We start from the raw sequence: 23126 nt of genomic DNA on the forward strand, positions 1-23126 counted from the left end.
GGAGCGGCCTCCCGCGAGCCCGCGCATGGTCACGCCCTCGCGCCGGAGTCGGTGCTGCGGGGCAGGCGCGGGATGGTGGTGCCTCCGTCGCCGGACGCCTCCGCCTCCGGCGGGGACGCCTCGTCCGCGGAGATCAGCGCGGCGAACGCGGCGATCGTCGGCGCCTCGAACAGGGTGCGCATCGGCAGCCGGACGCCGGCCTGCTTGCGCAGCAGCGCCAGGAACTGCACGCCGATGAGCGAGTTGCCGCCCAGCTCGAAGAAGTCGTCCTCGACCCCGATCTCCTCACCGCCCAGCACCTCGCCCCACAGCCGGGCCAGGGCGGCCTCCATCTCGGTGCGCGGCGCGACGAAACCGTCGGACGCGCGGCGGGCGGGTGCGCTCGCGGCGCCCTCGCCCACCGCGGTCTCCACGGTCTCCTGGGTGACCGCGCGAGTCTCCTCCAGGATCGCGGCCAGGGGCGTCGCGGTGACCACCACCTGCGGGCCGAGCGGGGTGGCGAGCATCCGGGTGAACGCCTCGGCACCGTCCGACGGCCGGATGCCGGGCCCCTGGTCGTTGTCCTCCCGTCCCTCCCGCTCCTGCCGGGCGGGGTCCCTGCGGGTGACGACGCCCATGACCCGGTCGGGGTCGACGCGGCGCAGCACGTAGTCGGTGATGGCCACGATCTCCCGGCCGTCCTCGTCGTACAGCGTCACATCGGCGACGATCACCTCGTCCGTGCCGCTGTCGCGGAACACCAGGTGGCTCCACATCCTGGCGGGCATCGGGCCGCGCACCACCACGCGCCCGTAGCTGAGCGGCAGGTAGTGCCCCTCCACGCTGATGCGGGCGAAGGAGGTGGCCTCGTCCAGCATGCCGGGGTGCAGCACCCAGCGGTGCAGGTCGGCGGCCACGATGCCCTCGGCGTGCAGGAACGCCAGCGCCTCGCCGTCGCCCATGTACCAGCTGCGCAGGCTCCGCCAGTGCGGCCCGTAACTGAGCAGGCTGGACAGCGGGACGCCGCCGCGCCCGTCGGCCCGGTCGCAGCGGGCCTGGACGGCGGCGATGTCGACGACCGGCGCGGGACCGGGGTCGATCCGGCCCGCGCCGCCCCGGACGTGGTCGCGGACCTCGCCGCCGGCGCGGCTGGAGATCCGCATGTCGATGCCGTCGGGCTCGGGCGTGACGGTGACGCGGATCTGCGCCACCTCGCCGTCCGGTACCGGCATGGGCTCGGTGAACGTCAGGTCGCGCAGCTCGATGACGGTGCCGTCGCCGTCCGCCCCGGGCAGCGCCGTGACGGCGGTGCGGTGCGCGGTCTCGACGTACCCGGTCCCGGGCATGATCGGGACGGGGGTCATCCGGTGCTCGTCCAGCACCCAGTGGGTCTGGGCGGACACCTCACCGCCGGCCCACGCGGCGCCGGCCTCGCCGGACCGCATCTCGGTGATGATCGGGTGGTCGACGGGCGAGGACCGCATGCCGTGCTGCAGGGCGCGGAACGCGGCCGGGGCCTCCACCTCGGCGGCCATGCCGACCTCCAGCCACCCGCCCCAGTCCAGCGAGACCACCCGGCACGGCCAGCCGTGGTCGCCGGACGCGTGCGCGTCCATGAAGGCGTTCGCGGCGCAGTAGTCGACCTGGCCGAACCCGCCGGCGACGGCGGTGATGGACGAGCACAGCACCACCGCGCGCAGGTCCAGGTCGCCGAACGCGTCGCGGAGCGCGAGGGTGCCGCCGATCTTGGGCGCCAGCACCCGCTCGGCGTCGGCGCGTTCCCTGACCTCGGCCATGCCGCCGCCGGGCACGCCGGCCGCGTGCACGATCACGTCCAGCCGGCCGAAGCGGGCGACGATCTCCGCGCGGGCCCGGCGCAGCGCCGCCGCGTCGGTGACGTCGGCGGCGACCACCATCACCTCGGTGCCCGACTCCCGTATCCGGCGGACGGCGGCGATGGCCCTTCCGGCGCGCCCGCCGTCGGCCGTGCGGGCGTCCCACTCGTCTTCGGGCGGGAGGCCGGAGCGGGACGCCAGCACCAGCCGGGCCCCCGCGCGGCGGGCGAGGTCCTCGGCGAGGGTGACGCCGATGCCGCCGAGGCCGCCGGTGATGAGGACGACGTCGTCCGGGCCGATCGGCGGTGCCGCGCCGTCGGCCGCGCCGGGGACGGTCACCCGCTCCCATTCCTCGATCCAGCGGCGCCCCGCGCGCAGCGCGACATCGGCGTCCCCGCCCAGTTCGGCCAAGACGGCGGCGGGGTCGGCGAGCGGCTCGACGGGGTCGAGGTCCAGGTGCCGGACGGTCAGCCAGGCCGCCTCCAGCGGTACCACCCGGGCGATGCCGGCGACGGTGGCGTGCTCGGGCCTGGTCACGTCCCGTCCGGTGACGGCCCGCGTCCCGGCGGTGAGCACGTCCATCCGCGTCGCGGCGGGCGCCGCCGCGGTCAGCGCCTGGACGAGGGCGAGCAGGCTGAAGAAGCCCTGGTCCTGGGCCTGCCAGGCCGTCTCGGGTCCCGTCGCGGCCGCGCCGGACAGTGCCCAGGCGTGGACGATGCGGCCGGGGAGGTCCCCGAGGTCGGAGACGAGCGCCTCGTAGTCGGCGGGCTCGGCCGGGCGGACGGTGTAGGCGCCGTCATCGGCCTTGCCGTAGGCGGTGCCGGGACGGACCTCGATGACCTCGGTACCCGACTCGCGCAGCGCGGCGACGAGCTCGCCGGTGCCGCCGTCCACGAACGCCAGGCAGCGGCCGATCGGCTCGGGCGAGGCCGGTGCCCGCGGCGCCTGCCGCCAGGCGGGGACGGTGAACCAGTTCTCCAGTGGCAGGTTCGCCTCGTCGCCGATGTGCGGGACGACGGCCAGCGGCCCGGCGCCCTCCGTGGGCTCGATCCAGGCGCGCCTGCGCTCCCAGGGGTAACCGGGCAGCGAGACGCGGCGGCCTTCGGTGGCGAGGCCGTCCAGGGCGATGCCCCGCGTCCAGAGGGTCCCGGCGGCGGTGTGGAGAGTGTTCAGGTCGGAGCCCTTGTCGCGGGGGCCCGGCAGGCTCGGTGCCGGGCGGGTCGCGTCGCGGCCGAGCTGCATCCGGACCAGGCTCGACAGCTGGCGGCCTGGCCCGCACTCGACGAACAGCCACTCGCCCTCGTTCAGCAGCGTCTCCACGCCCGCGCCGAACCGGACGGCCTCGCGCAGGTGCCGGGCCCAGTAGGACGGGTCGGTCGCCTCCTCGGCGGTGATCCAGGTGCCCGAGACGTTGGAGACGAACGGCATCCGGGGCGCGGATCGGGACGTCTCCTCCACCAGCCGCCGGAACCGCCCCAGGATCGGTTCCATCATCGGTGAGTGGAACGCGTGGGAGGTGCGCAGCGGTGTCCCCGCGACGCCCTGGTCCGCCAGTTCGGAGGCGAACGCGTCGACGGCCTCGGCAGGCCCGGCGACGACGCAGGTGCCCGGCGCGTTGACGGTGGCGACGGCCAGGTCGGCGGGCAGCCGCGGGCGGATCTCCTCCTCGTCCATCGGCACCGCGAGCATCGCGCCCGGCGGCATCTCCTGCATCAGCGCCCCGCGGGCGGCCACCAGCTTCAGCGCGTCCGGCAGCTCGAACACCCCGGCGAGCGTCGCGGCGACGTACTCGCCGATGCTGTGCCCGATCATCGCGGCCGGTTCCAGGCCCCACGACAGCCACAGCCGCGCCAGCGCGTACTCGATCGTGAACAGGGCGGGCTGGGTCAGCCGGGTCTGCCGGAGCCGCTCGTCGCCCTCCTCGCCGCGGGTGAGGACGGGCTCGCGGATGTCCTCACCGAGCTCGCCGGCGAGGATCGCGGCGCACTCGTCGACGGCGTCACGGAAGACCTGCTCGGCCTCGTAGAGCCCCGCGCCCATGCCCGCGTACTGCGCGCCCTGCCCGGAGAACAGCAGCGCGACCTGCGGGGTGCGGCGGGGCACGGCGCCGGTGACGAGGCGTCGCGGGTCGCGGAGCGCGGCGACGGCCTCGTCGATGTCCGCGGCCACCACGGCCGCGCGGCGGCCCAGCCTGCGCCGTCCCTCCCGCAGCGTGAAGGCGACGTCGGCGAGGTCGAGGTCGCGGTGCCCGTCCAGGTGCGCGGCCAGCCGCTCGCACGACGCCTCCAGCGCGGTCTCGGTGCGGGCGGAGACGTGCAGCAGGTGCAGCGGGCGCGGCTCCCGTACGGGGCGCTCCAGGACCGGCGCCTCCTCCAGGAGGATGTGCGCGTTGGTCCCGCCGATGCCGAAGGAGCTGACGCCCGCCCGCCTCGGGGCCCCGTTCGTCTCCCACTTCGCCAACGAGGCGTTGACGTAGAACGGGTTCTCACCGAAGTCTATCTTGGGGTTGGGGGACTCGTAGTGCAGGCTCGGCGGGATCATCCCGTGCTCCAGCGCCAGCACCGTTTTGATCACCCCGGCGATCCCGGCGGACTGCCCCAGATGCCCGATGTTGGTCTTGACCGAGCCGATCGCGCACCAGCCGGTGTCCGGACCGGCCTGGCCGAACACGTTCGACAGGGCGCCGACCTCGATCGGGTCGCCCAGCGCCGTCCCGGTCCCGTGCGCCTCCACGTAGGACACGGTGCGCGCGTCCACCCCGGCCACGCCGAGCGCCTGCGCCACCACCGCGGACTGGCCCTCCACGCTGGGCGCGGAGAACCCCACCTTGTTGGCGCCGTCGTTGTTGATCGCGTTGCCGAGGATCACCGCGCGGACGTTGTCGCCGTCCTCCAGCGCGTCCGACAGCCGCTTCAGCACGACGATCCCGCCGCCGCTGCCCCAGATCGTGCCCTTGCCCCCGGCGTCGAAGGCGCGGCAGTGCCCGTCCGGTGAGGTGATGCCGTCGTCGTCGTAGACGTAGCCGTGGCCGGCGGGCACCTCGATGGTCGCGGCGCCGGTCAGCGCCATGTCGCACTCGCCGTTGCGCAGCGCCTCGCACGCGGTGTGCACGGCGACCAGCGAGGTGGAGCAGGCGGTGTGCAGCGTCACGCTGGGCCCGCGCAGGTCGAGCTTGTAGGACGCCAGCGTGGCGCAGTAGTCGGCGTGGTTGCTGACCATCACCGCGAGCCACCCCGCGTTGGCGTACGCCTTGGGATTGCTGCGGATGTTGATCCACTGGTAGACGTCCGGCCCCACCCCGCCGTACACGCCGATCTCGCCCGGGTAGCGGGCCGAGTCGTAACCGGCGTCCTCCAGGGCGGTGTGCGCCAGCTCCAGGAACAGCCGGTGCTGCGGGTCGCGGATCTCCGCCTCGCGGATCGACATGCCGAAGAACCCGGCGTCGATGGAGTCGTGGTCGTCCAGCACCATCGCGGCCGGCACGAAGTTCGGGTCGGTCAGGACGTGCTCGGGCACGCCCAGCTCGCGCTGCTCCTCCAGGGAGTAGTAGCGGATCGCCTCCACGCCGCCGGCGAGGTTGTCCCAGAACCGCCGGGCGTCGCCGGCGCCGGGGACCCGGCAGGCCAGCCCGATGATCGCGATCGGCTCCACGGCCTGCTCGCCGTACTCGTCCTGCTCGTCGGGCTGGTCAACGGGGGAGGCCGGATGGGGGGTCGTCATGGTCCGCGTCCTTCTGGTCGCCGTGCGCCGGTCGCGTGCGTGAAGAGGGGCGGTCGTGCCGCCGGGAGCGGGAGCGGCGAGCGGCGGCCCGCCGGGCCGCCCGGTCGAGTCCGGGGCTGTGGCGGGCGCCGCCTTCGAGGAAGGCGGCCAGTTCCCGGACGGTGGGATGGCGGAAGAGCTCGACCACCGGGATCCGGCGGCCGAGGGCCCGGTTCAGGCGGGCCTGCACGGCGATGATCGCCAGCGAGTGGCCGCCGATGTCGAAGAAGCCCTCGCTCGGGCCGACCCGCGGCAGCCCCAGCACCGCGCCCCAGGCCTCGGCCACCACCCGTTCGGTGGGTGTCAGCGGCTCGCCGGGCGGGGGCGGACGCCGCCGCTGCCGCTGCCGGGGCAGTGCGGAACGGTCCACCTTGCCGGCGCGGGTCAGCGGGATGGCCGGGACCAGGCTCACGTCCGCCGGGACGGCGGCGTCCGGGAGCTTCGCGCGCAGATGGGCCAGCAGGTCGGCCGGGGTGATGCCGGGATGCTCGGGCACCGCGTAGGCGTGCACGACGCGCGTGCCGCCGGCGCCCGTCGCCGTGGTGGCGGCGGCCGCCCGGACGCCGGGATGGTCCAGCATCGCCGCCTCGACGGCGCCGAGCTCCACCCGGTACCCGCGGATCTTCACCTGGTCGTCGGCGCGTCCCGCCAGTTCGACCGTGCCGTCGGGTGCGTACCGCCCGAGGTCGCCGGTGCGGAAGGTCCGGTCGCCGGGGCCGGTGGCGCCCGGCGTGGCGCCGAAACGGCGCTCGGTCAGGGAGGCGTCGAGGTAGCCGTCGGCGAGATGGCGGCTGCGGACCACCACCTCGCCCAGCTCGCCGGTCCCGCAGACCCGTCCCGCGGGGTCGACGACCAGCAGGGCGCTGCCGGGAATGCCGCGCCCGATGGGGACGGGACGCGCCGTCGCGGTCAGCCGGGCCGGATCGATCTCGTGGCAGGAATGGCCCTGCGGGGTCTCGGTGGTGCCGTACAGGTTCAGCAGCCGGGCGTTCGGGGCGAGGGCGGCCAGGCGGAGCGCATCGTCCTCGGTGAGGCGGTCGCCCGCGAGCGCGATCAGCCGCAGGCCGGTGATCGGCTCGGCGGCCGCCGCGCAGAGCAGCCGGGCCGACGGCGGGGTGAGGTGCGCGACCGTGACGTGCTGGGCGCGCAACCATCCGGCCAGGCGTTCCGGGTCGCGCACCATAGGCTGTTCGGGCACGCACAACCGGGCCCCGGCGGCGAGCGGGACGAACATGTCGCGCAGCGCGGGGTCGTGGGACAGGCCGGACAGCAGCGCGACGCGGTCGCCGGCGCCGATGCCGTAGGTGGTCGTGTACCAGTCGACGAAGCGGGCCAGGGGGCGGTCCGTCGTGACGACGGGCCTGGGGGCGGACGTGGTGCCCGAGGTGAGGGAGACGTAGCCGCGCGGCGCTTCGGTCCCGTCCGCGGGGTCGCCGTCCTGGACGGAGACGGCCGGGACGTCGTGGAGGGCGCCGTCGTCCTCGGCGGTGCCGGGTCCGCGCAGCCGGGCGCGGGCGCCGACCGCGCGGGACTGCGCCCGCCGTACGGCCGGTGGATCGGACGGGTCGAGGATCGCCCAGCGGGCCCCGGAGGCGAGGACTCCCAGCAGCAGGCCGGGCAGGGCCACGTGCCTGGCCGCCGGGACCACGACCGTCTCGCCGGGGCGGACGCCGGCCGCGCGCACGGCGGCGGCCGTGCGGCGGCTGAGGAGGACGAGTTCGCGGTAGGTCAGCTCGCCCCCGGCCCCGGATGCCGCGACGGCGTCCGGGGCGGCCCGGCGTACCCGTTCCAGGACGCCCGGCCCCGTCCATTCCGGGAGCGGCTCGTCCCAGCCTGGCGCGGCGTCGCCGCGCAGCGACGCCTCGCGCACCGGCGCGTGCGGACGGGCGACGAGGTCTTCGAGGAGCCGCAGGTAGCCCGAGAGCAGCGCCTCGATGCGGTCGGCGGCGAACAGGTCGGGGTTGTGGACGACCTGGAACGCCAGCCCGCCGGGCGTCCGGTCGGCGTACATGGTCAGGTCGAACAGCGACCCGGGCAGCCCGGTCTCGACCGGTTCGGTGGTGCAGCCGGGAAGGCGGAGCCGGGGCTCGGTGAACCCGTACATGTTGAAGGCGACCTGGGCGAGCGGCCCCCGGCCCAGGTCGCGCGGGACGCCCAGGGCCTCGACGATCCGCTCGAACGGCAGGTCGCCGTGGGCGCGGGCCTGCGCGATCTCGTGCCGGCAGCTCCGCACGTGGTGGCCGAAGTCCGCGCCGCCGTCCGGCCGCAGCCGCAGCGGCAGGATCTGCAGGCAGCAGCCGACCAGGTTCTCGAACGCGGCGTCCCGGCGGTCGGCGACCGGGGCCGCGACGACCAGGTCGTCCTGGCCGGTGAGGCGGTGCAGCAGCACCCCGAAGGCCGCCAGCAGGACGGCGTACGCGGTGGTGCCGAGGGAGAGGGCGAGGGCGTCGACGGCGGCGGCGAGCTCCGGGCCGGTCCGGGCGGTGGCGCGTTCGCCGCCGAAGGTCTGCACGGGCGGGCGGGGGTGGTCGCGCGGAAGGTCGAGCACCGCCGGCGCCCCGGCCAGATGGTCCTTCCACCACGCCGCCTGGTCCGTTCCGTGGCGCTCGGTCCGCTCCCGCGACCAGGCGACGTAGTCCGCGAAGCCCGCCCGCGGCGGCGCGCCGAGCGCGCCGAGCGTTCCGCTGTACGCGGCGGCCAGATCGTCGGCGAGCACGCCCTGGGACCAGCCGTCGAACACGAGGTGGTGGACGGTCAGCGCCAGCACGTGGTCGTCGTCACCGAGCCGGAACAGCCGGGCGCGCAGCAGCGGCCCGGCGGCCAGGTCGAACGGCGTGGACGCCTCGTCCGCGAGCGCCTCGCTCAGCCGGGACGCGCCGAGATCGTCGACGGGCAGCGGCACCTCGCCGGGCGGTTCCACGACCACGTAGGGGATGCCGGACCGCTGCCGGACGCGCCAGCGCAGCACGTCGTGCCGGGCGACCACGGCGGTCAGCGCCGCGCGCAGCGCGTCCGCCGAGAGCGGGCCGCGCAGCCGCTCCGCGATCGCCACGTTGTGCACGGGCGTGCCCGGTGCGAGCTGCTCGACGAACCAGAGCCTGCGCTGCATCGGCGACAGCACCGGTCCGCCCGGCCCGGCGCGTACCGGGCCGTCGGTGAGCGGGGGAGCCGCGGCCACCCGGGTCTGCAGGCCGGCCAGCGTCCGCCCGGCGAAGACGTCCTCGACGGTGACATCGCGGGCCAGCTCGGCGCGCAGCGCGGCGACGATCCGCATGGCGCGCAGCGAGTGGCCGCCGGACTCCAGGAACCCGTCACCGGGCGCGGGAGCCGGAACCCGCAGGACGCGTGCCCAGATCCCGGCGACCGTCCCGTTCCCGCCCGGGGACGGCGTCCGTTCCGGGACCGCGCGGGCGCGCAGCGCGTCCAGGTCGACCTTGCCCGCGGTGTTGAGCGGCAGCGCGTCGAGCCGCACGAGCCGGGTCGGCAGCATGAAGGCGGGCAGCCGGCCGGCGCAGTGGCCGCGCAGCCGCTCCAGGTCCGGCGCCTCGCGGGGGGCGACGTAGGCGACCAGCTCGCCCGCCTCGACGTCGGCGACCGCCTGGAGCACGCCGGGGTGACCGCGCAGGACGGTCTCGACCTCGCCGATCTCGACCCGCTGGCCCCGGATCTTCACCTGCCGGTCCAGCCGTCCGAGGAAGGCGATCCGACCGTCCCCGTCCAGTACCACCCGGTCGCCCGTGCGGTACAGCCGCGCGCCCGGTTCCCCTCCGAAGGGGTCGGGGACGAAGCGTTCGGCGGTGAGGCCGGGGCGTCCGAGGTAGCCCCGGGACACCTGCGTGCCCCCGACGCACAGTTCGCCCGGGACGCCCGCCGGGCACGGGTCGCCCAGCTCGTCCAGGATGTGGACGCGGCAGCCGGGCAGGGCGCGGCCGATCGGGAGCGGGCGGTCCCAGCTGCCGGTCAGCTCCGTGCCGACCACGCACACGGTCGTCTCGGTCGGGCCGTACCAGTTGTGGAACCTGCGCCCGGGCGGCTTCGACCAGCGCTCCACCTGTTCCGGGCCGGGCGGCTCGCCCGCGGTGATCAGGTCGCGCAGGTGCGGCATCCCCGCGGGATCGAGCAGCGGCAGGAGAGCCGGCGGCAGGAAGCCCCACGTCACCTCGTGCTCGCACAGGAAACGCTGGAGCCGGCCGGGGTCCTCGCGGTCGCCGTCGCCGACGAGCTGCACGCCGCCGCCCCTGGTCAGCGGCGCCAGCATGTCCAGGACGGACACGTCGAAGCCGAGCGCGGAGAAGGCGATCGAGCGGCACCCCGCGTCCAGCCCGAACCAGTCGGCCGCCATGGTCACGAACGCCACGGCGCTGCGGTGGGCGACCGTCACGCCCTTGGGCTCGCCGGTCGACCCGGACGTGTAGAGGACGTAGGCGGCGTTCTCGGGTCTGGCGGGGGTCGGCGGCGGGTCGTCCAGTTCGTCCAGGGAGGGCACGAGGATGCGCGGGCCCAGGCCGTCCAGGAGGTCACGGCCGGTCTCGTCGGCCACGACCACGTCGATGGCGGCGTCCGCGATGAGGCCGGCCAGCCGTCCCCGCGGATGGGACGGGTCGAGCGGCACGTAGGCGCCGCCCGAGAGCAGCACGCCGAGGACGGCGACGGGCATCAGCGGCGTCCGCCGCAGGCAGACCCCGACCCGCCGCTCCGGGCCGATGCCGAGCCGCCGGAGGTCCCGGGCCAGCGCCGCGGCGGCTCCGGCCAGGACTCGGTAGGTGAGGGTGTCGTTCCATTGCCTGACGGCGATGGCGTCGGGGGTCCGCGCGGCCTGGGCCGTGATCAGGTCTCCCAGAAGCGGGGGCGGAGGCGGGGCGGCCGGCGCCTCGGTCACCGCGGCCCCCCGGGGGTCTCGAAGCGGAGCCGCCATTTGTCACGTGCCACCGCCACGGCCGCGAGCCCGCCCGGTACGGGGAGATGAGTGACCTGCCATGCCTCCAGCCGTTCCATCCCCGGGCCCGCCCTGGGACGCCACGGTTCGGCCGCGTCGCGCTGGGCGAACCCGAAAACCGCAGGGTCGCAGGCCGGGCCGTTCCCAGCGGCCTGCAGGACTGCCTTCTTCGCGACCTGGATGCTCACCGCGGACATCAGCCTCGTCTCGGCGGGCTCGGCTTCGAGGTCGGCCCGCTCCGCCGGGTCAAAGAGGCTCTCGTCCACGCCCGCCGGGGGCGGTACGCGTTCCACGGCGATGCCCGCGCGCCGGCCCCGCGTGACAGCGGTGATGGCGAGACCGGCCGATTCGGCGGTGCCGATGTGGAGATCGGGTAGCGCGCCGTCGTACCGCCGCAGAGCCTCCGGCTCCGTCGAGAGCCAGACGTGCACCTCGTCGTCCTCCGGCGGTCCGGGAGCTTGGCCGCTCGCGCCGGTCAGGTCCGCCGCGATGATCGCGGCCATCCGCTCGGCCTGATCGTGCAGGAACATGTGCCCGCCCGGCAGGGTGTGCAGGCGCAATCCCGACGTGGTGTGCCTGGCCCAGCCCGCCATCTTCGCCGCGGGGAACTCCCGGTCCTCCAGTCCCGCGAACGCCGTGATCGGGACGTCCAGAGGCGGCTCCGGCCGGTACCGGTACGCCCTGATCCAGGCGAAGTCCGCGCGCAGCACGGGCAGCGCCAGGGCGCGCAGTTCGGGCTCGTGCCGCAGGTCCGGCGGTGCTCCCGCGCGGTCGATCAGCTGCTCGATGAACTCGGCCTCGGGCAGGTTCGCCAGCCGGGCCAGCGGCTCGGGAAGGTGGGGCGGGAGGGCGGCGCCGACGAACAGCCGGATCGGCATCGGCGCGCCCGTCCGCCGCAGCTCGCGCAGCACCTCGAAGGCGGAACGGGCGCCCATGCTGTGCCCGTACAGCGCGTAGGGGGCCCGCGCCCGGCGTGCCACCGCCTCGGCGATCTCGGGGACGGACAGCGCCTCCGCCGGCTCCCCGGCCTGCCCGTCCCGGCCGGGGAGGCTGAGCGGCTGCAGGTCGATGGCGGCCGGGAACTCGCGCCGCCACGACCAGTACGCGGTCCGGCCGCCACCGGCGTAGGGCAGGCACAGCAGCGCGCACTCGGCGTCGTCTCGGGGTGGGGCGAACCAGCGTGCTTCCGCTACCGGACGAGCGATGCCTGCTCACCCCATTCCACCCGGACGACGGCGCGGCACCCCGGACCGCGCGAGGGTGTCACAACCTCGAATGGATGAATTTTGTCGACTTCGCCGTCATATGTCGAGACCTGAATCGATCGAGATGGGAGCCCGGACCCATCGATGACGCCGGCTTCGGCGGTCAGCCGGTCCGGGCGAGTCCGTCGATCGCCGCGACGTCTTCGGTGGTGAGGTCGAGGCCTTCCAGGTCGAAGTTGGCGGCGATGCGCTCCCGGCGCGAGGACCGGGGGAGGATCACGATGCCGTGCTCCAGGTGCCAGCGCAGGACGACCTGTGCCGGAGTGGCGTCATGCCGCCCGGCGATCCCGGTGAGGACGGGATCGTTCAGGTCGGTGTTCTTCAGGCCGCTGTAGCCCTCGACGACCACGCCGCGGCGGCGGTGCTCGTCCAGCAGGGCCGGATCGTGCTGCGCCGGGCTCCACGGGATCTGGTTGACCGCCGGTTGCCGTCCGGTGGCCTCGGTCAGCAGGTCGATCTGGGCAGGGCTGTAGTTGCTGACGCCGACGTTGCGGGCCAGTCCGGCGTCCTGGGCCGACAGCAGCTCCTGCCATGTCGGGACGAGCGCGTCCTGGCCGGTCGGCCAGTGGATCAGCCACAGGTCCACGTAGCCGGTGCCGAGCAGCCGGAGACTCTCCTCCAGGGTGCGGCGGGCATGCCGCGCGTCCTGCGGGCGCAGCTTGGTGGTGATGAACACCTGCTCCCGGTCCACGCCGCTGTCGTCGACGGCTCTGCCGACGTCCGCCTCGTTCTTGTACAGCGTCGCGGTGTCGACATGCCGGTAACCGATCTCAAGCGCCGCACGCACCGACTCGTACGCCGTCTTGGGCTCCAGCTGCCAGGTCCCGAAACCGATCGACGGCAGCGCGGTGCCGCCGGGAAGGTTCTGTGTGCCAGTCATGCAGGGCATTCTGCCCCTGATCGTTCGTCCTCACTCGGGGGCGCCGAGCCAGGTCATGGCCGCGATGGTGAGCGCCTCCACGCCGGTGCTCAGGGTCGGCTCGATCACCGGGGCGAAGGACGGGGAGTGGTTGCTGGGAAGATCGTCCATGCGGCCCTCCAGGAAGGCGGTGACGGTGCTCTCCGCCTCGAGCCCGCCCCAGAACCAGAAGACGGTGGGCACTTGCAGTTCCTCGCCGAACACGCCGACGTCCTCGCTGGCGTTGACCTGGGGCATCGTCATGACCTGCTGCTGCCCGAAGTGCTCGGCGAAGGCGGCCACCGTCGCCTGGGTGGCGTCCGGTTCGCTCACCAGCGGTGGCGTGCTGCCGAACCAGTCGAGATCGGGGGGACTCGTCGCGCCGCTCGCCGCGGACTCGGCCCGGACGATGCGCTCGATGGCCGCGCGGACCAGGTCGCGGACCTGCGGTGTGTAGGAACGGATGTTGATGCTGAGTTCGGCCTTGTCCGGGATGATGTTGTCCTTCGTGCCCGCGTGCAGCCGGCCCACGGTCACCACCGCGGACTCGCTCGGCGGCACCTCGCGGGCGACGATCCCCTGCAGCCTGGTGACGACGTTCGCCGCCATGAGGACCGGGTCGATGGACGCCTCCGGCCGCGATCCGTGCGCGCCGCGGCCGTGGAGGGTGACCGCGAGGGAGTCCGAGGCCGCCATCACCGGTCCGGTGCCGTAGCCGATGAACCCGGCCGGCAGCGGCCCCACGTGCTGGCCCAGGACGATCTCCGGCTGGGGAAAGCGTTCGAACAGGCCGTCGTCGATCATGCCGCGCGCACCGACCGCGAGTTCCTCGGCGGGCTGGAACACCACCAGCAGCGTTCCGCTCCACCGCTCGCGCGCTCCGGCCAGCAGGGTGGCCGCTCCGATCAGGCAGGCGGCGTGCATGTCGTGCCCGCAGGCGTGCATCACCGGAACCTCCACCCCCTCACGGTCGACGGCCCGCGCCCGGCTGGCGTAGGGCAGGCCGGTGTCCTCCTCGACCGGAAGCGCGTCGAAGTCCGCGCGCAGCATCACCACCGGGCCCGCGCCGTTGCGCAGCACTCCGACCACGCCGGTCATCCCGACCTTCTCGGTGACCTCGTCGAAGCCGCCGTCCCGCAGGCGCTGCGCGAGCAGGGCGGCGGTACGGGTCTCCTGGAGGGAGAGCTCCGGATGCTGGTGCAGGTCCTTGTAGAGCTCGATCAGTTCCGCTCGGACATCGGCCAAACCCGCGATCACTGCGTGAGTCATTGCCTACCCTTTGTGTGCTCGGTGACCGTCAGATCGGTGCCCTGCTCCGATGAGCCTGCGTGCCCCGACACTCTACGGTCCGCACCCCGTCCGGCCAGGCCACGGACCAGGCCGATCGGGGTACGGGCCAGGCCGGTCGGCCGCTTTGCGGGGTCAGCCACGGTGCGGAGTGACGAGGCCGGATTCGTAGGCGAACACGACGAGCTGGGCGCGGTCCCGGGCGCGCAGCTTGGTCATCGCCCTGCTGACGTGCGTCTTCGCGGTGGTCGGGCTGATCACCATGCGGTCGGCGATCTCGGCGTTGGACAGGCCCCGGGCCACCAGCGCGGTGACCTCGCGCTCGCGGTTGGTCAGCGCCTCGAGCCCCTCGGGCGCGGGCTCGGCGCGGCGGCGGGTGACGTACTCGCCGATCAGCCGGCGGGTGATCGCGGGGGACAGCAGCGCGTCGCCGCGGGCCGCGACCCGGACACCCTGCAGCAGGTCGGCGGGCTCGGTGTCCTTGACCATGAAGCCGCAGGCGCCGGCGCGCAGCGCGTTGAAGACGTACTCGTCGAGGCCGTAGTTGGTGAGGATCACCACGTGCACGCCGCTCAGCCGCTCGTCGCCGGCGATCAGCCGGGTCGCCTCGATGCCGTCCATCACCGGCATCTGGATGTCGATGAGGGCGACGTCGGGCCGGTGCTCGATCGCGAGCGCGACGCCCCGCTCGCCGTTCGCGGCGTCGGCGACCACCTCGATGTCCGCCTCGTTCTCCAGCAGCGCCCGGAAGCCGCCGCGGATGAGCGCCTGGTCGTCCACCAGCAGCACGCGGATCACGCCGGCTCTCCCAGGGGAAGCTCGGCCCGTACGGTGAAGCCGCCCTCGGGGCGGGGCTCGGCCCGCAGCCGGCCGCCGAGCACCGCCACGCGCTCGCGCATGCCGAGCAGGCCCGTGCCGGGTATGGGCGGCGCGTCCGGGTCGGCCTCGCCGTCGTCGTCGACCTGCACGGCCAGCGTCCCGTCCGCGTAGTCGATGCGCACCACCGCGGCCGCGCCCCCGGCGTGCCTGGAGACGTTGGTGAGCGCTTCCTGGACGATGCGGTACGCGGCCCGGTCCACCTCGGGGGGCAGTTCCCGCGACGTTCCGGAGACCGTCACCGTGGCCGGAAGCCCGGCCGAACGGGCCCGCTCCACCAGGTCGTCCAGCCGGTCCAGGCCGCTGCCCGGGGCATCGCGGTCGGAGGGGTCGGTGTCGCGCAGGATCTCCAGGGTGGCGCGCAGCTCGCGCATGGCGTCGCCGCCGGCCTCCTGGATGGCCAGCAGCGCGGGGGGCACGTCCTCGCCGCGCCCGCGCGCCAGGTGGACGGCCACCCCGGCCTGGACCTTGATGATCGAGATGCTGTGCGTGAGTGAGTCGTGCAGTTCCCTGGCGATGCGCAGCCGCTCCTCGCTCGCGCGGCGCAGCGCGGCCTCCTCGCGGGTGTGCTCGGCCTCGGCGGCCCGCCGCTCGGCCTCCTCCAGGTACGCCTGCCGGTGCCGGGTCACCGTCGCCGCCACGCCGGCCGCGACGAACCAGCCGATCAGGAGCGTGCTGCCCTGCAGCCCTTCAACGGACTCGGTGATCTCGGGCAGGTTCACCGCCAGGTCGGTGCCCAGGAAGACCACGCTCGCCAGCGCCGCGGCGGGTAGCCGGCCGGCCCAGGTCGCGGCGAACACCGCGACCATCACGGGATAGGCGGCCACCGGGCCCGGCTGGCCGTGCACCGTGAGCACCAGCATGAAGACCGTACTGACCAGAAGCGTCACCAGGGGTGCTCGCCGCCAGGCGACGAGCGCGAGCGAACCGGCGAGGGCGGCCGCGATGTCCAGCGCGCCGGTGCGCGGCGTGAGGACCACGATGGCCGTCACCAGGACGGCCATTCCCATGGCCAGCAGGCCGTCCTCGGCGAGTGGCCGCCACCGGCCCATGTGCTTCATCTGCGTGACATTACGGTCTTTCCGGCCGGAGGGCCTCCGCCGCGCGTCGTAATCGCCCACTACTCCCCGGGAAGTAGTCGGCCCGTCTCTACTTCCCGGGCCTCAGGAAAAGGAGACTCCCCCCGCAGGACGACCGCTGGCCGGTCCGAAGACCACGATGTCCGGCATGACCGTTACTCCGATCGATCTCTTCGCGTCCGCGGTCCACCTTCGCCAGGGCGGCGAGGTCCAGGCCGGAAAACGAACGGCGGACTCCGGCCAGGACGGCTGGCGGCTGACGGCCTTCCACGCCAAGACCGGCGCCGACGTCCACGCCGACCACTGGGAGGTCCACCCCGAGGCCGAGGAGGTCGTGTCCTGCCTCATCGGGAAGATCCGCCTCTACCTCCGCCCGGAGCGGCCGGGAGGGGAAGAGGAGGAGATCAGGCTGGTGGCCGGTGCGGCGGCGATCGTCCCGCGCGGGCGATGGCACCGCATCGAGCTGGACGTCCCCAGCAACATCATGGCCGTCACCCTGCCGCGCGGCAGCCGGCTGGAGAAGCGATGACCGCCACCGAGGCCGTCCAGGCGAAGGAGCGGTCCACGCCGCCACCGGCGGCCGAGTCCTCAGCGGGAGAGAGCCTGGCAGGGCTCCTGCGCCCCCATGCGGGGACCTTCGCCGCCGTCGTGATCCTGCAGGTCATCGGCGCCATCGCGGGGCTGGCGCCGCTGCTGGCGGTCGTCGAACTGGGGCGCACGCTGCTGGCGCCGGGCCCGCTCGATCACGATCATGTCCGGCTCATCGTGATCGCGGGTGCGGGCGGCCTGCTCGTCCGGCTGCTGTTCACGGCCGCGTCGTCGGGAATCGGGCACCTTCTCGACGTCCAGGTGCAGCTGTCGTTCCGCCGCCGGCTGGCCGCGGGGCTGGGCCGCGTCCCGATCGGGTGGTTCTCCCGGCGCCGGACCGGCGAGCTGGCGAAGGTCGTGGGGGAGGACGTGAGCGCCGTGCACCCGTTCATCGCCCACACCCCGGGCGAAGTCGTCTCCGCCTTCGTGGTGCCGGTGGTGTCGCTGATCTACCTGTTCACCATCGACTGGCGGCTCACGCTGATCACGCTGATTCCGGTGGTCCTGGCGGTGGCGCTGGTCCCGCTGATGATGACCCCGGCCCGGCTGCGCGAGCAGAAGGAGTTCGACGCGGGCATGGGCCGGATCGCGAGCTCGGTCGTGGAGTTTGTCGAAGGCATCGCGGTGGTCAAGGCGTTCGGCGGAGCCGAGCGCGCCCACCTGAGGTTCCGTACGGCCGTGGACGATTTCGTGAGCAGCTTCTACCGGATGGTGCGCGGTCTCGCCGGGATCGCCGCGGGGATGCAGATGGTGCTGTCGCCGCCGTTCGTGCTGCTGGTCGTGCTGATCGGCGGTGCGGCCCTGATCACGACCGGTGGCATGGCCCCGGCCGACCTGCTGCCGTTCCTGCTGCTCGGGCTGGGCCTGACCGCTCCGGTCGCGGCCCTCGGCCACGGCTTCGACGACATGCAGGCCGCCCGGCGCGCGGTCGGCCGGATCCGGGACGTGCTCGCGGTGCCGCCGCTGCCGGAGCCCGCGCACCCGGTCGCACCGCACGGGCACCGGGTGGAACTGCGCGACGTCCGGTTCGGCTACCAGGCCGATCACGAGGTACTGCGCGGGATCGACCTGGTGCTCGAGCCGGGGACGGTCACCGCGATCGTCGGGCCGTCGGGCAGCGGGAAGTCCACGCTGGTCCAGCTGCTGCCCCGGTTCTTCGACCCGACCCACGGCTCGATCACCCTCGGCGGTGCCGACCTGCGCGAGCTCGGCGGCCGGGAGCTGTACCGGACGGTCTCCTTCGTCTTCCAGGACGTCCGCCTGCTGCGCGCGTCGGTCGCCGACAACATCGCGCTGGCGGTCCCGCACGCCGACCGCGAGGAGGTGGAGCGCGCCGCCCGGCTGGCGAACGTCCACGACCGGATCCTGGAACTGCCGCGCGGCTACGACACGGTGATCGGTGACGGCACCGGCCTGTCGGGCGGCGAGGCCCAGCGGATCGCGATCGCCCGCGCGCTGCTCGCCGACACGCCCGTTCTGGTGCTCGACGAGGCGACCGCCTTCGCCGACCCGCGGACCGAGCAGGCGGTGCGCCGCGCGCTGGCGACGCTGGGCGGCGACCGGACGATCCTGGTCATCGCCCATCGCCTGGAGACGGTCGCCGACGCCGACACCGTCGTGGTGCTGGAGAACGGGTCGATTGTCGAGCAGGGCAGGCCCGCCGACCTGCTGGCACGGAACGGAAGGTTCGCCGCGTTCTGGCGATCCCACCGATCGGCGATCGCCGAAACCCATGGCGCCGTACCGCAAGGAGATGAGACCCGATGATCCGAATGCTGCTGCGCGTGCTCGGAGACGAGTACGCCGCGCCGGTGCGTCGCACCGTGGCGCTGATGACGGTGACCGCGGTGGTCGAGGGCCTGTCCTACGCGCTGCTGGTTCCCGTGCTGCGGGCGCTGTTCGGGAGCACTCCCGAAGACGCCCTCCCCTGGCTGATCGCGTTCGGGGGAGCGGTCGCGGTCTACGCGGTGCTGCGCTACATCAGCGACCTGTCCGGTTTCCGCGTCGGGACCACGCTGCTTCGCGGCATGTACCACCGGCTCGGCGACCATCTGGGCCGGCTGCCCATCGGCTGGTACGGCGCGGGCCGTGTCGGGGAGGTGTCCGTCTTGGCCGGACGCGGGGTCCTGGAGGCGATGAGCGTGATCGCGCATCTGCTGGCACCGTACATCTCCGCCTGCGTGACGCCGCTGACGATCATCGTCGTGATGCTCGCCTTCAACTGGCAGCTGGGGCTGGCCGCGCTGGTCGCCGTACCGGTCGTGGCGGCGATCCAGGCCTGGGCGGGACGTTCGATGGCCGCCGCCGACGCCGAGCGCGCCGCGCGCGACCACGAGGCCACCGGACGGGTCATCGAATACCTGCAGGCCCAGCCGGTGCTGCGGGCCGGCGGCCGGGCCACCGAACGCTTCCGGCTGCTCGACGACTCGCTGCGTGAACTCCAGCGGGCGTCCCGCCGGTCCACGCTGTCGGCGCTGCCCGGCGTGGTGGGCCTGACGCTCACGGTGCAGGCGGTGTTCACCGTGACGCTGGCCCTGGGCGCCTACCTCGCGCTGGGCGGGAGCATCGGTGCGGCGGAGGTCCTGACGATCCTGGTGCTCGCCGCCCGCTGCGCGGACCCGCTGCTGTCGCTGGCGGAACTCGGCGGCGGCATGCGCGTCGCACGAGCCGAGCTGGCGAGGCTCGACGCGGTACTGCGCACCGAGCCGCTGCCGGAGCCTCGCGAGCCGATCCGGCCGGAACGCCATGACCTGGAGTTCGACTCCGTCGTCTTCCGGCACGGCGACCGTACGGTCCTCGACGAGGTGTCGCTGTCCGTGCCGCAGGGCCGGCGGCTTGCCGTCGTCGGGCCGTCGGGTGCAGGCAAGAGCACTCTGCTGCAGTTGCTCGCGCGTTTCTACGACGTGGACGCGGGCTCGGTACGCGTCGGTGGCGTGGACGTGCGCGCGATCGACACCGAGGTCCTGATGGCGCAGATCGCGATCGTCTTCCAGGACGTCTACCTCTTCGACGGCACGATCGAGGACAACGTCCGCCTGGGCCGTCCCGGCGCCGCCGAGGCCGAGGTGCGGGCGGCGGCGACCGCGGCCCGGCTGGACGAGGTCATCGAACGCCTGCCGGGCGGATGGGCGGCGAACGTCGGCGAGGGCGGCGCCCTGCTGTCCGGCGGTGAGCGCCAGCGCGTCTCGATCGCGCGAGCGCTCCTGAAGGACGCGCCCGTCGTGCTGCTGGACGAGGTCACCTCCGCCCTGGACCCGGTGAACGAGGCCGCCGTGCACGAGGGCATCGAACGCCTGATGGCCGGCCGGACGGTCGTGATGGTCGCGCACCGGATGCGGAGCGTCCGGCGCGCCGATCGCGTCGTCTTCCTGGACGGCGGCGGGATCGCGGAGGAGGGCACCCACGACGAACTGCTGCGCCGCGGTGGCCGCTACGCCGACTTCTGGGAACTCTCCATGGCCCCGGCGGCCGCCGGGGCCGAGATCACGGCTTGCTAGGGTCTGCGTGGCATGATCTGACGCAGCGGGAGCCCGCCCATGAGCACCGACCTCTACGAGGTCATCAGCCGCCGCCGTGACGTGCGCGCCGAGTTCACCGGCGATCCGGTGCCGGACGATGTCCTGCACCGGATCCTGGCGGCCGCGCACGCCGCGCCCAGCGTCGGCCTGTCCCAGCCGTGGGACTTCGTCATCGTCCGCGACCAGGCCGTTCGCCGGGACTTTCATGCGCACGTCCGGCACGAGAGCACCGTCTTCGCGGCGACCCTCGACCCGGCCGCCGCGAGATCGTTCGAGCGCATCAAGATCGACGGAGTGCTGGAGTCCACGCTGTCGATCGTGGTGACCTACGACCCCGAGCGCGGCGGCCCGGCCGTCCTCGGCCGGCATGCCATCGCCGACGCGGGCCTCTACTCGGTGTGCCTGGCCGTCCAGAACCTCTGGCTGGCCGCCACCGCCGAGAACCTGGGGGTCGGCTGGGTGTCGTTCTATCGCGAGCCGTTCCTGCGCCGCCTGCTCGGCATCCCCGAAGGCATCCGCCCGGTCGCGTGGCTGTGCCTGGGACCCGTCGCCCGCCTTCAGGCGACGCCGGACCTGGAACGGCACGGCTGGCGACGCCGCCGCCCCCTGCACACCGCCGTCCACCACGACCGTTGGTGAAGTCCGCGCGACACCGGTTAAAGTCCGGCGGGTGGGCGTCTACATCAGCGAGGTGACGTTCCAGGACTGGAGCGGCCCTCTTCTGAAACTCGGCTCGGCGTTGGATCTCGCACTCGCCGAGCGGAACCTGCCGCTGTTCATGCCCGAACCGCGCGCCCCTGATCGGGTGTTCGAAGAGAAGCTGATCCCGTCCATGGAGGGCTTCGCCGATCTGTTCGGCCCAGCGCAGGAGGAGTCGCTGGACTGGGACATGGTCATCCCGATCGATTTCGCCGGCTCGATCGTCCTGCCGGTGCCGTCGAGTCACTCCGGCATCACCACGATCCGGAGCGCGCATCGGCTCCTGGAGGCCACTCGGTCCCTGGCCGACCGGATCGGCTTGCCGGCCGAGGTTCCGATCGAGCCGACGAACCTGGCACTCACCTCCTGGTCGCTGCACGCGGAGCGACCGGACGGGCCTGCAGGCCTCGGCCGGGACCGCCTTGACGCCGTCTTCTACATCGCGGTGTTCCTGCGCGCTGCCGAACGATCCATCCAGCACGACTGCGCCATCCAGGTGACCTGATCAGCTGCCGCTCCGGCCGGAGACCGTCACTTCGGCACGGCGCCGCGCGGCGGCCCGCCCCGCGATCGCGGTGTGCGTCCTGAGACGCAGATCGTCGCCACGATCTTCGTTAAGCTCGACATCAAATAGACAAGGATGTTCGGCAGGCTTGAGGGTAGGTGTTGATGTCCGGCGCAGGACTCAGGGCGCTCAGGGCCGGTGATCCGGAACGGGTCGGGCCGTACCGGCTGCTGGCACGGCTGGGGGCGGGCGGGATGGGCCAGGTCTATCTGGCGCGCTCCCAGGGCCGCCGGCTGGTGGCGGTCAAGGTCGTCCATCCGCAGTTCGCCGACAAGGCGGCGTTCCGGCGGCGGTTCACCAAGGAGGTCGCGGCGGCGCGGCGCATCGGGGGCTTCTACACGGCGCAGGTGGTCGACGCCGACGCCGATGCCGACCCGCCATGGCTGGTGACGGAGTACATCGCGGGGCCGTCGCTGCAGGACGCCGTCGAGGAGAACGGCGCGCTCCCGGAGGCCTCGGTGGCGGCGCTCGGTGCCGGCCTCGCCGAAGGGCTGGTGGCGGTGCACGAGCAGAACGTGATCCACCGGGACCTGAAGCCGGGGAACGTGCTGCTCGCCCAGGACGGGCCGCGGATCATCGACTTCGGTATCGCCCGCGCGATGGACGCCACCTCGCAGAGCCTGTCCATGGTGGGCACGCCCGGGTACATATCGCCCGAACAGTATCTGGGTGGCGAGATCGCCCCGGCCAGCGACGTGTTCTGCCTGGCCGCCGTCCTGGTCTTCGCGGCCACCGGCCGCCATCCCTTCGGGGAGGGGCCGCCCGACGTCCTCGGCTACCGCGTCCGCCACGAGGACCCGGACCTGACGGGCGTTCCGGCGTCACTGCGGTCGCTGATCGCGGCCGGTCTGGAGAAGGACCCGGACGGCCGTCCCGCGACCGGCGAGTTCCTGGACCGCTGCTCCGCGCTGGCCGGCGGCGAGGGGCTGCCCCTGCCGGACACGTTCAGCACGATGATCGCCACGCGGGTGGCCGAGACCGAGGTCTTCGCGAGGAAGCCCGATACCGGAGGGCAGGGGACCGGCCCTTCGCAGAACGAGCGGGAGCGGACGCGTCGCCAGGAGCCGCAGGAGCAGCGCCCGCCCCAGCGGCCGCAGCAGGGAGCACCTCCACCGCGGCCGCGCCCTCCGGCCAAGCCACCGGCGAAGCCGAATCCCGGGGTCGTGGCCGGGGTCGTGGGAGTCCTGCTGGTCGCCCTGCTCATCGCCGTCGCCGCCAATGACGACTCCGGCCGGGCGAGCAACGCCAACGCCCGCTCGAGCTCGACCGCGACTCCGACCTCGAGCCGGACGTCCGGGCGCACCGGTATCAGGCGGAGTACGCCGCGTCCCAGCCCGTCCCCCGACCGGACCTGGGAGGCGTTCGACGACATCTCCGTCGGCGACTGCCTGGACGCGCACAAGGACCCCTACGACTCCGGCGACTGGAGTGAGAGCATGCCGAACGCGGTCTCCTGCGGCCGCAGTGACGCCTACGTGAGGGTGACCGGGGTGAAGGAGCGGGCCAGTTCGTGCGACTCCGAGGCGCTCGACGGGGAGTCCTGGTGGAGGTCCCCGTCGCATGGAGGGGACACGATGTATCTCTGCGTACGGCGGGAGTTCAGGAAGGGCGAGTGCTTCCTCGGCAAGAAGGGCGACGAGCCGGGCCGGGTGGCCATCAACGGACACGGACTGATGACCTCGTGGTCGTGCGGCAAGAACACCGTGCCGAAGGACTTCCGCTACATCCTCCAGTTCACCGGCTACTACGCGAGCAGATGTCCCAGCGGCTCGCGGCGATGGGACAACTTCCGCAAGGGCGTGCTCTGCGCCCGGATCGTCTGAGGCGGTCCGGGGCAGGCGA

The 23126-nt window shown here is 73.7% G+C and carries 13 protein-coding genes; 6 read left to right on the top strand and 7 right to left on the bottom strand.

Annotated elements, in window-relative coordinates:
• Positions 1-29: 29 nt before the first annotated feature.
• From ACH34Q_RS35335 to ACH34Q_RS35365, 7 genes are all read right to left on the bottom strand, one after another.
• Positions 30-5534: an SDR family NAD(P)-dependent oxidoreductase gene (locus ACH34Q_RS35335; protein ID WP_395987502.1), complete on the bottom strand. Its 5505-nt coding sequence runs from the start codon at positions 5532-5534 to the stop codon at positions 30-32.
• On the bottom strand, positions 5503-10452 hold the full coding sequence (locus tag ACH34Q_RS35340; RefSeq protein ID WP_395987503.1) for an amino acid adenylation domain-containing protein: 4950 nt from the start codon (positions 10450-10452) through the stop codon (positions 5503-5505). Before ACH34Q_RS35340 ends, ACH34Q_RS35335 begins: the two co-directional genes overlap by 32 nt.
• Positions 10449-11714: a thioesterase domain-containing protein gene (locus ACH34Q_RS35345; protein WP_395987586.1), complete on the bottom strand. Its 1266-nt coding sequence runs from the start codon at positions 11712-11714 to the stop codon at positions 10449-10451. The genes ACH34Q_RS35340 and ACH34Q_RS35345 overlap by 4 nt, the downstream gene beginning before the upstream one ends.
• Positions 11715-11877: 163 nt before the next feature.
• Complete coding sequence (locus ACH34Q_RS35350; RefSeq protein WP_395987504.1) at positions 11878-12654, bottom strand: aldo/keto reductase; 777 nt, start codon at positions 12652-12654, stop codon at positions 11878-11880.
• Between the two features lie 30 nt (positions 12655-12684).
• A complete protein-coding gene (locus ACH34Q_RS35355; RefSeq protein ID WP_395987505.1) occupies positions 12685-13941 on the bottom strand; it encodes an amidohydrolase in 1257 nt (418 codons plus the stop codon).
• Between the two features lie 153 nt (positions 13942-14094).
• A complete protein-coding gene (locus ACH34Q_RS35360; RefSeq protein WP_395987506.1) occupies positions 14095-14757 on the bottom strand; it encodes a response regulator in 663 nt (220 codons plus the stop codon).
• On the bottom strand, positions 14754-15896 hold the full coding sequence (locus ACH34Q_RS35365) for a sensor histidine kinase (protein ID WP_395987507.1): 1143 nt from the start codon (positions 15894-15896) through the stop codon (positions 14754-14756). The genes ACH34Q_RS35360 and ACH34Q_RS35365 overlap by 4 nt, the downstream gene beginning before the upstream one ends.
• Positions 15897-16062: 166 nt before the next feature.
• Here ACH34Q_RS35365 and ACH34Q_RS35370 point away from each other — a divergent pair, with 166 nt between their 5' ends.
• From ACH34Q_RS35370 to ACH34Q_RS35395, 6 genes are all read left to right on the top strand, one after another.
• A complete protein-coding gene (locus ACH34Q_RS35370; RefSeq protein ID WP_395987508.1) occupies positions 16063-16443 on the top strand; it encodes a cupin in 381 nt (126 codons plus the stop codon).
• Entirely contained in the window at positions 16440-18269 is a 1830-nt protein-coding gene (locus ACH34Q_RS35375) for an ABC transporter ATP-binding protein (RefSeq protein ID WP_395987509.1), read from the top strand. The genes ACH34Q_RS35370 and ACH34Q_RS35375 overlap by 4 nt, the downstream gene beginning before the upstream one ends.
• The gene (locus tag ACH34Q_RS35380) at positions 18266-19999 is read left to right on the top strand and encodes an ABC transporter ATP-binding protein (RefSeq protein WP_395987510.1); all 1734 of its coding nucleotides are present in this window, start codon (positions 18266-18268) and stop codon (positions 19997-19999) included. The genes ACH34Q_RS35375 and ACH34Q_RS35380 overlap by 4 nt, the downstream gene beginning before the upstream one ends.
• Before the next feature lie 39 nt (positions 20000-20038).
• The gene (gene bluB, locus ACH34Q_RS35385) at positions 20039-20659 is read left to right on the top strand and encodes a 5,6-dimethylbenzimidazole synthase (RefSeq protein WP_395987511.1); all 621 of its coding nucleotides are present in this window, start codon (positions 20039-20041) and stop codon (positions 20657-20659) included.
• Between the two features lie 31 nt (positions 20660-20690).
• Positions 20691-21224, top strand: a complete 534-nt coding sequence (locus ACH34Q_RS35390; RefSeq protein ID WP_395987512.1) for a hypothetical protein — start codon at positions 20691-20693, stop codon at positions 21222-21224.
• A 164-nt stretch (positions 21225-21388) separates the two neighbouring features.
• The gene (locus ACH34Q_RS35395) at positions 21389-23107 is read left to right on the top strand and encodes a serine/threonine-protein kinase (RefSeq protein WP_395987513.1); all 1719 of its coding nucleotides are present in this window, start codon (positions 21389-21391) and stop codon (positions 23105-23107) included.
• Positions 23108-23126 lie beyond the last annotated feature (19 nt).

Origin of the sequence: Actinomadura sp. 9N407, assembly GCF_044326315.1 — a bacterium.
Classification (GTDB): Bacteria; Actinomycetota; Actinomycetes; order Streptosporangiales; family Streptosporangiaceae; genus Spirillospora.